This is a genomic window from Polaromonas sp. P1_G4, assembly GCF_056405475.1.
Map to the genome: position 1 here is coordinate 1 of NZ_JBFUCA010000064.1, position 12,669 is coordinate 12,669.

The 12,669-nt window shown below is 62.8% G+C and carries 6 protein-coding genes; 1 reads left to right on the forward strand and 5 read right to left on the reverse strand.

Translation table 11 applies throughout. The features are described from left to right. On the forward strand, positions 1-1,086 hold a 1,086-nt coding region (locus AC1D1X_RS05275; protein ID WP_477697934.1), incomplete at its 5' end, for a cation:dicarboxylate symporter family transporter. On the opposite strand, the gene AC1D1X_RS05280 is transcribed toward AC1D1X_RS05275, so the two are convergent. The 5 genes from AC1D1X_RS05280 to AC1D1X_RS05300 all read right to left on the reverse strand — a co-directional run bounded on the left by AC1D1X_RS05280 (position 1,032) and on the right by AC1D1X_RS05300 (position 12,590). Then, complete coding sequence (locus AC1D1X_RS05280; RefSeq protein ID WP_477668837.1) at positions 1,032-2,900, reverse strand: peptide transporter; 1,869 nt, start codon at positions 2,898-2,900, stop codon at positions 1,032-1,034. The genes AC1D1X_RS05275 and AC1D1X_RS05280 overlap by 55 nt on opposite strands. A 63-nt stretch (positions 2,901-2,963) precedes the next feature. Next, entirely contained in the window at positions 2,964-4,520 is a 1,557-nt protein-coding gene (locus AC1D1X_RS05285; RefSeq protein ID WP_477697935.1) for a lyase family protein, read from the reverse strand. Then, entirely contained in the window at positions 4,507-8,403 is a 3,897-nt protein-coding gene (locus AC1D1X_RS05290) for a beta strand repeat-containing protein (protein ID WP_477668839.1), read from the reverse strand. The genes AC1D1X_RS05285 and AC1D1X_RS05290 overlap by 14 nt, the downstream gene beginning before the upstream one ends. 9 nt (positions 8,404-8,412) lie before the next feature. Then, positions 8,413-11,442, reverse strand: a complete 3,030-nt coding sequence (locus tag AC1D1X_RS05295; protein ID WP_477668840.1) for a ShlB/FhaC/HecB family hemolysin secretion/activation protein — start codon at positions 11,440-11,442, stop codon at positions 8,413-8,415. 104 nt (positions 11,443-11,546) lie between these two features. Continuing rightward, the gene (locus AC1D1X_RS05300; protein ID WP_477668841.1) at positions 11,547-12,590 is read right to left on the reverse strand and encodes an alpha/beta fold hydrolase; all 1,044 of its coding nucleotides are present in this window, start codon (positions 12,588-12,590) and stop codon (positions 11,547-11,549) included. Between the last annotated feature and the right edge of the window lie 79 nt (positions 12,591-12,669).

Genomic DNA, 12,669 nt, shown 5'->3' on the forward strand with positions numbered 1-12,669 from the left:
ATGCGCAACCGGCTGCAGGCCACGCAGGTGGGCATCAAGGCCATCATCTACTTCGAGGCCATGACCTTGATCTCGCTGCTGGCGGGCATGYTGGGCGCCTTGCAGCTGGCGCCCRGGAAGGGTTTCGCGCCGGGTTTTACGGCTGACATCGCACAGCGCGTTGCACCTGCGCCGGCCACGGAAAGTACGACCGACTTTTTGCTCAACATCATCCCCCCGACATTTGCCAGCGCCTTCACCGGCAACAACAACCTGCAGATCCTGCTGCTGGCGCTCCTGTCGGGCATTGCACTGACGCGCGCGGGTGAACGCGGCCGCAGCCTGCTGGAGCTCATCGAAGCGACGCAACAGGTGTTGCAGGGCATGGTCGGCATGGTCCTGAAGCTGGCGCCACTTGCTGCCTTCGGTGCTGTGGCCTTCATGATAGGCCGTTACGGGACATCTTCGGTGCTACCGCTGCTGCAGTTTCTCGGCGCGATTTATCTCGTCAGCATCCTGTTTGTCTGCGTCGTGATGGGTCTACTGGCGCGCGCCGCTGGTTGCAACATCTTTCGCCTGGTCGCCTATGTGAAGGAAGAGCTGCTGCTGGTCTTCTTCACCGCTTCATCGATAGCCGCTTTGCCAGGCTTGGTCGGAAAAATGGAAAGAATGGGCTGCGCCAAATCGGTGGTGCGCTTGATGCTGCCGACCGGCTTCAGTTTCAACCTGAACGGCAGCAACATCTATATCGCCATGGCGGCGATCTTCCTGGCGCAGGTGGCGCATGTCGAACTGGGTTTCTGGCCGCTGCTGTCACTGCTGGGCATCGCGATGCTGACTTCCAAGAGCGCCGCCAGCGTCGCCGGTTCGGCCTTCGTCGCGCTGACAGCGACGTTGGCCAGCCAGAATCTCATTCCGGTCGCGGGCATAGTCTTGTTGCTGGGCATAGAGCGTTTGATGAAATGCCGCTCCCTCACCAACATGCTCGGCAATTGTGTGGCCTGCGTCGTTGTGTGCGCCTGGGAAAAAGCGCTGGACCGCCAAGCCATGCATCAGGCTCTGTCGGGCAGGGACCCCTCCTCGCCCGCCGTCGCCGACCAGATCTGATACAGGCGTTCGCCCAGGCATTCCGCGCGGCCTTCGAACAGGGCGTTCAGGCTCTCGGACCGCTCCAGCCTGCGGTATAGCGCGGCCCGCTCCGCATAGTCGTCGGCCATGCGGATGGCGGCGGCGACATAGTCCTCCACACTGGCGACAATGCTCCAGTCGGGCAGGCCCAAGCGCCGGAACAGCGCTTCATCAATGTGCTCGAACACCTCAGGCCCCGTCTTGCACACGCCGGGCAGGCCGACCGTCACCGCGTCGGTGATGCCGTTGGTATTGCCGAAAGGAAAGGGGCTCAGAAACATGTCGCAGCGATTGAAGATGGCGAGGTAATCCGGGTAGGGCTGGTGCGCGTAGATTTCGGCGTCCGGCAGGTAGCGGCGAATCACCCTTCGCACTTGCGGATAGATCAGGCCGGTTGCCTGTCCAATCAGGAAATGAAACCGTATCTGCTTGCGTGAGCCCGCGCGTATTTTCTGGCAGGTCACCAGGAATTTCGGATTGATCTTCATGGTGGTCGCGGCCACGGCGATGTTGACGACCACCGAGTCCTGCCGTTGTGGCCGTGCCAGCGAGACTTCGATGGCCGACGGGCGGTAAGGCTGCCCGTCCTTTGGCAAGCGCAACAGGGTTTCGCTGAAGCAGGCGGGGTCGCCGACAAAGTCTTCTTCCACGCTGATGTAATCGATACGGTCGGAATGCGTGGTGGCGGGATGGCCCAGCGCGGCCACCTGCACGGGCGCCAGGCGCTGATTGGCCGCGAACATGGTGATGGGAAACATGCCGACGCTGGGCATGTAAAACACGGCAGGCCTGAGGGAGCCGGCCAGCGCGTGCAGCTGGCGCAGACAGGCGATCATGTCATTGGGCGCAGCGAAATCAATCACCTCGTCAAACACCGCCCGGCCCAGTTCGTCGATGTTGCAGGGGTAAGCAATGGCCACCAGGCGAAAATGCCTGCGCGCGGCCTCCAAAGTCCGGGAATGCGTGCGGTAAATCGAATGCCCGCCGGAGAACCACTCGAGCAGTACCAGCATGATGGGCTTGTCCGCACTTTGCGCGGCGAGCGCGAGCGCGGGCGCAGCGCGCCCCAGGCCCAGCGCCTCGAGCTTCTTGCGAACCAGCCGGTTGATGGGGCGCTTGATCTCATGGCGGTCGGCCAGGTCGGCGTAGCTGCAGTGCATGTACACGTCATGCAGGATGCCTACCGGCAGGGTGTCCAGGCTTTCGATTTCTTCGAGGTGGGCAGGCAGCCAGGCCAGCAGCGCCTCCCGCTTGGAATGCGCGGCTGGCGAGCCGAGGAAGCGCGGCGACAACAGGGCCACGAACAGCGCGGCAGCCAGCTTTTTGTTCTGGCGCCACAGCAATTCCACATCCAGCGGGATTTCCGATTCGGGCGAATACAGGATGCAGAACTTCACGAGGTCCCGCTCGCTTACGTGGAACTCCGGCGCGCCGGAACCCAGATAGTTGAGCGACCTCAGGATGTGGTCGCAATGGACAAAGGCGCTGGCGGCGAACAGCGCCGACAACCAGCGCTGGAAGTTGATGAGCTGGCCGAAGCCGCCGGGCGAGACATGAAAGGTCGGATCGGAAAACAGGGCCGAGATGGCGCTGGTGAGGCGGGTCAGGCCGTGCGCGTCACGCTCCTGCGCACCTATGGCGGTCGACAGGCTGAGCGCGAAGTTGCCGTCCAGGTTGCCGTAGTTCCTGTCTATGAGCAGCAGCAGCTTGACCAGCTCTCGCGCAGCCGGCTCCTGCTGGCGGGAGTAGCACAGGTATTCGAAGTTCTCCAGCGAAAAAGTATCGTCAGCCATGGTGCCCTTGTCGATGGCCCCGTCAGGCCGACAGCGCCAGTATCGCCGCTGCCGCCGTGAAACTCATTGGACCAGCCCGGAAAAGGTGCGGTCCAGGTTGTACTGGGCACGCGCGAGCTTGTCCTGCTGCGCCTTGAGCCAGGCGGCGTCCTGCTCTAACCGGCTCTTCTCGGCCACCAGCATCCTGACCGTCTCCGTGCGCTGCGGGCCACCCAGGCCTTTGCTCGAGGCCAGCATGTTCTGCGCGGTCAACGACGTTCGATAGCGCTCCTGCGTCAGCGGGAATTCAGTCTGCGGGAAGCTAAAGGCTTTTACCGCCTCGGCATACAGTTGCTTGACGACGTCAAAGGGGATTTCGGCGGGTTTGAGCTTGTTGGCGCGGCCGTAGTTGACCAGATCCGAGGCGAAATGGTGGCCGACACGGAAAGGGACGTCGGCGTCGCGCTGCAGGATATCGGCCAGCTCGGTGGTGGTGGAGTACTCGGCGTCGACTTCCTGCAGCGCGCGGTTGCGATCAATGACGAGATTGTTCATCAGGTCGGCCAGCTTCACGAAGGCATTGGTCGTGAGGTCCAGGGTTTTCTCGACCTGATCGCGCTTGTAGTCGGGCATGCCGGGCGTGACGTTGTGCGCCTCCAGCTGGTAGGTGAAGGCGTTAMCCACCACCTCGCTGGCCTGCAACCGCAGCCCGTTAAGAGCATAGGGATTGCGTTTTTGCGGCATGATGCTGCTGGTTCCGATGAGCCTCCCTTCCTGGATGGTGATCCAGGGAGCGGTCTGGTGGTACTGGGTGTGCATGTCCTGTACCAGCACGCCTATCATCAGCGCCGCGTTGCTGCACAGGCCCACCAATTCCACGCCCTGGTCGAGCGCGCCGAGCTGAGCCGCGTCGTAGGAATTTTCCACCGCACCGTCAAAACCCAGCAGCTCCGCCAGGCGTTGGCGATTCACCGGAAAGCTCGAGGTACCGAGCGCACCCGCGCCCAGCGGGCTCATATTGAGGCGCGCATAGGCTTCTTTCAGGCGCGCGCTGTCGCGCCCGAAGACCGAGGCAAAGGCCAGCAGGTAGTGCGCGTAAGTGGTGGGCTGGGCCTGCACGCCATTGGTATAGGCCGGAACGATGGTGTCCAGGTTCTTCTCCGCCACGGCCAGCAGCTGCGCCTTCGATTGGATCATCGCGTCCATCAGAGCCAGCGCGCGCTCCCGCTGCATCAGGCGCCGCGTGGTGGACAGAATGTCCTGGCGGCTGCGGCCGGAATGCATGCGCGAACCATCGGGGCCGGCCAACGCCAGGATCAGCGGCTCGTATTGCAGGTAATCCCCAGGGCGTTTCGCGCCCGGCTGGTTGCCGTCCCTGATCACTTGGTCGACCGCCCGCGCAATCTTTCTGCCGAGCTCTGGCGGGACGATTTTTGTCTCGACCACCATCACGGTTGAGGCCTTGTTCATCTCGCCGAGAAAATGGAAGTTGTCGTGCTCGGCTTGCCCGGCTTTCTTGTCGGCAGCGACAGCCAAAGCGGACAGCGATACCAGCAACAAAGGAACCAGCAACAGCCGACCGGCGCGGCGTGGAATGGAGCCAGTGAACGCCGCGAGGGACGCGGACTCAAGGCGTTGCATCTTCTTTGCCTGCAGCGGATGCATTGAGATTGGCATTGGACGACACCACGGAAATGGTGAGCCTGTCCGTTCCGCCGTTGGAGGTCGGGGATGCAGTGTCGCCGGCAAGGGGCGCCATCCAGTCGCTGCCAGTCATTTCCGATTGCAGCGCAGCGGTCGCCGCGGCCGAATCCGCGCTGGTCAGGCTGCTGACCATCTTGCCGCCGAGATTGCGCAGCACAACCCCGGAACCGGTGGCGGCAATTGTCGTAGCGTCCGAAGACTGGCTGAAGGGCTGCCCACTCGGCGCACTGGCGCTGATGAGCAGAACGCCGTTCTCCACCTGCAGCTTGTTGGTGCCGCCGTCTATGCGCACCCCGTAGCTGCCACCGGAGCCCGATACGAGCAGATTTCCATTACCACCCGTGCTGATGGTATTGAAGGCATTGGCGCTGCTGCCAACGATGGACAGCCCCTCGCCGGAGCCGGCTGTCGCAGCCTTGATGTCGATGTCACCGCTGCCCGACGTGATACTGACGCCGTTGGCAGCTCCCGAGGCCGCAGTGCGCAGGAGGACTGCCGGCGCCGCAGACGCCGCGCTGTTGCTGCCCGTGATCGAGAGCTTGCCCGACACCGTGGAAATGGCGGCGGAACTGGTCGCCGTCGACGGGTAAATGGTGACGCCGCTGCCATAGGTGGAGCTGCCAGCCACACTCACTGAACCGCCTCCAGTGGCGCGTATGACATTGTTACCAGTCAGCACGCCCACCCCGTCGCCATAAACACTGCTCCCGGTGATCGCGAGCGCGCCGTTCTCGACACTGACCAGGGCCTTTCCGCCACCATAGATGCTGACGCCATTGCCCTGGTCGGCTGCGCTGCCGACCAGCGTCACGTTGCCCGAACCGGTGGTCTGGATGCGATTGGCGACGTTCTGGATGGCGATACCGTGGTCGAGCTCCCCGGCGTTCGGCGAATGGAAGTTGCCGACCAGCGTGATGTTGCCGCCTTGCGAAGAGATGTTGTTGACCGAGTTGGTGCTGGATGCGCTACCGCCCAGGGAGATAGCGTCCGAGGTACCTATGGAATCGCCCCTGAAGGTGATGTCACCGCTCACGGTAGTGACGTTGACGCCGTTCGCGTTCCCGGTGGAGTTCAGGAAGATACCGTAGCCGCCGAAACTGCTCGTGCTGTTGCCGTTGACGGCAATAGCGCCGCTGCCGGTGGTAATGTTGATGGCCGCATTGGCACCGGACGGCGCGATGTCAACGCCACGCCCCGAATAGCTGGTGCCGTCGAGCGTCAGCGCGCCCGACTGCGTGCCCAGATTGATGCTGGCGTAGGCGCCGCTGGCGTCCAGCGACACGGCCTTGAATGAGCCGGTAGTGGGATTGACCACACTGTTGTTGGCCAGCAGCTTGAGTGCGCCGGCTGTGCTGTTGATGTTGATCTGCGAGGCGGTGGCCGCGCTCGTACCGACGCCGGAGCTTAGCAAACCCAGCGCCGGCGTCGTGCCGCCCGAAGTGTTGCCGGTCACCGTGATGTTGCCGTCCGAAAAGATGCTGATGGAAGATCCGGAACCCGTCGAGTTGAGCACCGTGCCGTAACTGCCGGTGCTGCTACCACGCAGYGTGATGGCACCGCTGGTCGTTGCATTGAGTACTACGGCGCCATTGCCGGAAGCCGCCAGGTAGACGCCGCGGCCGGCACCGGCAAAGCCGTTGTCATTGGCCTGGATAGTCAGATTGCCACTGCCGACGCTGAGTTTTTGGGTAGAGGTGCTGGCCGTCGAGCAGATCAGCACGCCAAAACCGGAGGTTGCGTTGCCGCTGATCGTCAAATTGCCGGAACCGCTTGCAGCCATGGTGTTGTTGGTGCTGAAAATACGCGTGCCGTTGCCGCTGCCCAGGTTGGTGCTGTCCACCGTGATGGAGCCAGCGCCGCTGGTCTGTACGTTACTGCCTCCCGTAAGCACAAAGGCGTCGCCGGTCCCGGTGGCACTGGCGACGTTGGCCAGGATGGAGATGTTGCCGCCGCCGGCATTGAGCGTGGAGCCGGATATATTCACCGCGCTGCTGCTGGAGCTTGTCGAGGTGGAGGCGCCGCGTATCGTGATGTTGCCGCCGCTGGTGCTCAGCGAAGCGCCGCTGGTGATCGCCACGCCCGAGGCGCTGCTCTGGTTGGTGCTGGCGTAGCCGGTCAGCGGGTTGCTGCCGCCGCTGATGGTGATGGCCCCGCCGTTGGTGGTAATGGTGCTACCCGTCAAGGCCACAGAGCCGTTGCCGGTGTCACCGTAATTGGAGACCAGCGAGACGTTGAGGCTTTTGCCGGTGCCGTTGGAAATGGTGCGGCCGCTGCCGATGATGATGTTGCGGTGCGCCTGCAGGGTCAGAGAGGCATTTCCCACACCCTTGACGTTGTCCAGCACGTTGATGTCGCCCGAGGTTCCGCCGACCGCAGAGGTTTGGACGATCACGTTGGCGCCTTCGGACAGCGAGGCGTTGAGCACGGCCGAACTCAGGTTGGAACTGGCTGCGCCGCTGGAGGTGAAAGGAGAGCTCCCAGTCGCGCCGACGCTTGCCGTGCTCGTAATGTTGATGTTGTAGGGGTCGATCAGCCAGGTGCCTCCCTTGCCGGAGGCCGCGCTGATATCCACCGAACCCGTTGCATCCAGGTGATGGCCCGAGGTCTCGACCAGGCCCCCGCTGCCTGTCTGCCCGCCACCCAGCACCGTGATGCCGCCGTGAAATTGCGTGCTGTCGGTGGACCACAGGATGACTTTTCCGCCGCCGCCGCTGCTGAGCGCATCGGCATGAATGCGGGCATCCTCCCCCATATAAGTTCCGACGGCCTGGCGCTCGGTACCACTGCCCTGGTAGTTGCCGCCGACCAGTACCGTGCCGCCACCGGCATCGCCGGAAGCATCGATTCGGGCACCGTCGAACACACCGACGTACTGGCCCAAAGCCTTGAAGCTGCCGCCGGTTTCGCCGGCATCGCGGCCGGAGACGTCGACACGGCCGCTTACGGCGACAACACCGGCCTCCCCGCCGTCAAGCAGGACCGTGCCGTTTCGGCGCTGCAGGCTGGTCGCCTCGATCACGCCTTCGTTGTTGACCACATTGGACATCAGCGCGTCGCCGGAGCGGGCCGACATGACGACCAGGCCACCGTTGGCCTTGAGCAGCCCCTGGTTTACCACACTGGCGCCCAGCGAAGGGTCACTCACCTGCATATTGATCAGGCCGTCACCGTTGAAGTCCAGCGTGATATTCTTGCCCGCGCCCAGCATCACGCTGCCCAGACGGGCCGTGATGCTGCCCACATTGCGCACCTGCGCACCCAGCAGCGCCACGTACCCGCCGTCGGCCGCCACGATGTTGCCCTCATTGATCACGGCGCCGCCCGCGCTGCCGGCTTCAAAGCGGTTGTTGCCGGCCATGAAGTTGCCGTCCGAGATGTTCAGCGAGCTGGCCACCAGGCCGCCGACATTGACAGCTGAACCCTGACCGAACAGGATGCCCGAGGGATTGATCAGGTAGACCTGCCCGTTGGCATTGAGCTGGCCCATGATCTGCGAGGCATCGCTGGATGTGACACGGTTGAGGGCCACCGACGAGGCCGAGGGCTGCGCGAAATTGACTTTGGCCGCGCTACCGATGTTAAAAGTGTTCCAGGTAGCAACCATCCGGTCGCTGCCCTGTACCACGTTCATGACGTTGCCGCTCTGGCTGATGCTGCCGCTGCCAGCTGTGACCTGACCATTGGTAGGTAAGGCGCTGGCGTCCAGCGCATATCCCCGTACCGGGTATATGGCGCAAAGCGCTGACAGGATGGCTGCACTCAGCGGTGTCAGCGTCGGGCGGCTTTTACGTGGGAAAACCGGGGAAGAGTGGTATGTCATGCGAGCCCCTCAGAACGTGTAGTTGATACCGAAACCGATCGCGCGGATCGTGGTGCCTGCGCCTGCGCTGCCGAACACGCCGGCAACGGCGTAGTTGTAATTGGCCAGCGGTTGGTTGCGCAGCAGCACGTACTGCCCGAAAATCCTGAGCTGCTTGCTCCAGGCATAGGAGAAACCGATGGCCTGGGAGGTCGCACCCATACCTTCCGTCGAACAGTTCACGCCATTGCCGGAAATCATGGTGCAGTCGCCTGCGAAGGCTTTGGCATGGCTGGCGCGCAACTGCCAGGCACCTATCTTGTGTGAGACGCCGACCATGTAGGCGCGGCGGCGGTAGCTGGCGAGGTCGCTTGAAGTGACGCTGGTGTTGATGACACCGGACTCGGCATAGCTCAGTTCGTCGGCGATCAGCGAAACCTTGGTATCGCCAAAATCGTAGGCTACGCCGTAGCGCACGCTGTAGTCATTGGACGAAGTGCCCTGCGTGACGTGGGTATTGGTACCTACCCCGCGCGCGTTGCGGCCCAGGCTGGCTATGCCGAAATAATTCACATGCTGCTCAGCCGCAACCACAGCAGAAAATCCGCCGTTCTCATACGACAGGCTGCCGCCGTAGAGGTAGCCTGTATCAACGTCCGGCGCGGCCTTCATGCCGTTGTTCGAATAAGCCAGCTTGAGCTGGAAGCCGCCCATCTTGGGCGTCCAGTAGCCGAACACGCCGGCCTGGCGGCGGTTGAAAGCGGCGTCGTCGTTGTTTTCCACCGCCGCCGTGCCCACCGGGCCGGAGTTTTTAGTGATGCTGGTGGCGAAGCCCGGTGACCCGATGATGTTGTAGTGCGCCGCACTGGTGGTCGCGCCGAAGGGGTCGAAGGAAGAGGTGCTTTCCTTGAGCGGCATGTCCCAGTTGCCGTACATCGCGGTGCCAGCATCTGGATGGGCGACAGCCACGCCGGTATTACGCAGCTCTTGCCTGTGTGTCCAGTTCGGGGTCGCGTCGTCTCCGGCCGCGCCCGCGCTCAGTGACAGGCCCAGCTCCAACTGCCACAGCAGCTTCCACTGCTCATGGATTGGAATGCCGCCACGYGCGCCCACATACGACACATTGTCGCGCGCACGCCAGAAGCCCGACATGTTGCGCCCATTGGGCGTGGCCAGCTTGCTCTGGTCGGCGGGCGCCGCAGGGGTCGCGCCTGAGCGGCTCACGTATTCGGGGATGATGCCCAGTGATCCGTACAGCCGCATGCCGTCTTCCGCCTCCTCGAAATCCTCACCCCGGCTGCCGCTGCTGGAGGCCAGGCCCGTGAAGGCCTGGGGTGAACCCGATACCGATAGCCACAGGCGACGCGCGCTTTTTGGTTCGCTGACCGGATTGACGCCGGGCGACACCGCGATGCTGGCATTGAACACCAGGTCCTTGTTGTAGACGTTCAGGCCCACGCCATAGCCGTAGCGGCTCGCGCGGTTTTCGCTGTTGTCCCACGGCTTCTTGTTGATGGTCACGCGCCCTGCATCGGCGAACAGCGCACCTTCCACGACGGAGTTGCCGACAACACCCAGGGTCTTGCGCAGTTCCAGACGCGCCAGCATGCCCTGGTCGCCCGCGGCTTCGCCGGCAGGGTAAGCGCGCACGCCGCCGGAGCCGCCCAGGCTCATTTTCTCTGACGCGTCCAGGTTCTTGTCGGCGTACTGCGCGGTGACCGAGCCCAGCAGGGAGTAGCCGCCGCCAAGCTGCTGCAGGCGGCTGAACGACAGGTTGAGCTTTTTGTAGTCGCCTGCCGCATTGGCCGTGAAACGGTCCAGTGCTGCGTCGTTGGGCGTTTCTTTTTTCAGGTGACCCATACCCAAACGCGCGTTCCAGCTGTTGTTCGCCGACGCGCCTGTCCAGTCGTCACGCCAGTCGCCAGACAGGCCCGCACTCATCAGGTTGGCAGACTTTTCAACGGTCGTGCCGCCAGTAGTGTCCTGGAAATGTCGGTATTCCGTCGCCAGCGACAGATTCATGTTGGCGCGCCGGCTGCGCAGCAACGCCGCGTTGAGAAACAGCGTGCTCACGCGGGCTTCACCTCTGGCCTCTACTTCCTTGAGGTTTTTGCCGATGTTGTATTGCAGGCCCGCAAAATTCGCGCCTACTGACAGCCCTGTCGTGCCGAGGGGCTGCACATAACCAACGCCTGCAATACGCAGGCCTTCAAAAGTTTGCTGCGTATTCAGGCTGAAGCTTTCGCCCATGCCCAGTGCGTCGTTGAGGCTCAGGTTGGCGGACAGGCGATTGGCACCGGTGTAATAGCTGCCACCGTTGTCGATGCTCACGCGCGAGGTGATCGCCCCCATCTCGCTGACCTTGACGATGACGTCGGTGGCGCCCGGTTCTGCCGAAGGCCGCAACACCGCCTTGACCGTCACACCGGCGATGTCAGAGAGCCGCAGCAGCGTGTTTTCGAGGTCGCTTTCCTGGATCACCTCGCCCGTCTGTAGTCCCGCGAGATGTCGGCCTATCAGTTCCGGGTCCAGGCGCACGTTGGCATCGGGCTCGGCCACCACCCGGCCGATGACGCCTTCACGGATGCCGAGGGCAACCACACCGCCTTGTATTTCCTGTGCGGGGAGGTAGGCGCGCGCTACCAGATAGCCCCGGGTGCGATAGTAGGCCGTGATTTTGGCGGCGGCTTTGCCCAGCCCGGCGAAGTCCAGCTCGCGGCCGACAAACTCCTGCAGTTGGGCTTGCAGCTCGGATGCCGGCAGAGACCGGTTGCCGCTCAGTACAAAACCCGTGACCTGGATGCCCGTTCCGCCGGCGGTGGGGCTCTGGCCCTCATCACTGCCTTCCACCTCTTTTTCGATGCGCGCAGGACGCTGCACCGCCGCCGGCGGGCCGGCATTTTCCGTCGGCGAGAGCTGTTGCCGGTTCGCGTCGAAAAGAGTACCGGCGCTGGGCGGCGTCTGCGCATGGACGGCAAAAGGGGCGGCGGCCAGCATTGCGCAGATCCGCGATGCGAGGATTTTTCGCCGTGGTGCGGCAAGGCGTGAGGGTTCCATCATGGTTTTCGTCTTCTGTCTTGGTGTTGTGTCCGCGCGTCTCTGTGCTTCTTCTTTTTTTTCTTGTTGTGCTCGTTCGGCTTGTCCCTGTTTGTCCCGGCTGTTCGCTAGTTGCCGGCGGCATGGAAAATTTTTGCAGCAACATCGCGGGACTCAAAAATTTCGGCCGCTTCGTGCCCCGCGTCTGGCACCACCATGACCGCACGCGTCACGGGTGTCTGCCATTTCTGGGCTAAAAACTGTTCGTAGCGCATGTAATTCCTGTGCCGATTAAGCCGGTCTGTGCCCTGCATGGCGGCCCCGCAGGATTTGTCGAGTGACTCGTAGGCTGGGTCGTTGTCCTGCGCGCCCACCAGGTAGAGGACTTCACGCGCTGCATAGCGCTTGAACAACTGTTCGCCGTCCAGGCCCTGCCCATAGGGAACCATGTTGCCCAAGCCGTAGCGGAAGTTGTTGTAACCGGGGCAAAGGATGCTGTTCACAGGCTTGAAGCTCCCACCCTCCGGCCGGTTGTCATCCAGGTACAAATAGGAAGACGGGCTGGAGACTACATACCGCACGCGGACGCCCGACTTGCGCAACTCCTCCTCGCTGTTGTTGAGCACGGCATAGCGCTGCATTAGCTGTCCACCGGCTGAGTGGCCGATGAAAACGATTTCCTTGAGTACGGGAAAACGCTTGCCCGCGCTCAGATAGCGGGCGATATCGTCCAGCACGCCGCAGGAATTGATGGCCTCCTTGCCCCGGGAGGGCTGGCACTGCATCCAGTTGCCACCGCGCCAAAGCGGGATATTGCCGTCAGGCGAAGTGTCTGATGCCGTCAGGAAGTGGGGTACCAGCAGCAACGTGCTTGATGCGTCCAGCCGCGCGGCTTCCAGCAAGCCCAGGCCCACGCCAAAATAACGGTCGGCATCGCGCTGCACGCCATGTACAAAAATGACCGCACGCTTAATCCCGGCGTCCGGCTGGCGCAAGTCAATGTTGGAATAGACCGCAAAGGGATATGCGGTGCCCGCGGCTTCCAGGTCAATTACCTGCTCCCTGGGCGGTTCGCCGGCGGCTTTGTCAGCTGCGGCGAAAAGACGCGCGCCAAAGAAAGCCAGGCCCATTGCCACCACCAGTTGTAACCACTTGTTTCTAGTGCGTGTCATACCTGTATCTCGCTTTGTCAAAAATGCAGACACCGAAAAGGCTTGACGCGTCGTGCTCGAATGCCGGGTGCTCCCGACT

What these genes read in the sequence shown, in the direction of transcription:
- AC1D1X_RS05300 (WP_477668841.1), bottom strand. Translation starts at nt 12,590, where the DNA reads ATGACACGCACTAGAAACAAGTGGTTACAACTGGTGGTGGCAATGGGC.
- AC1D1X_RS05280 (WP_477668837.1), bottom strand. Translation starts at nt 2,900, where the DNA reads ATGGCTGACGATACTTTTTCGCTGGAGAACTTCGAATACCTGTGCTAC.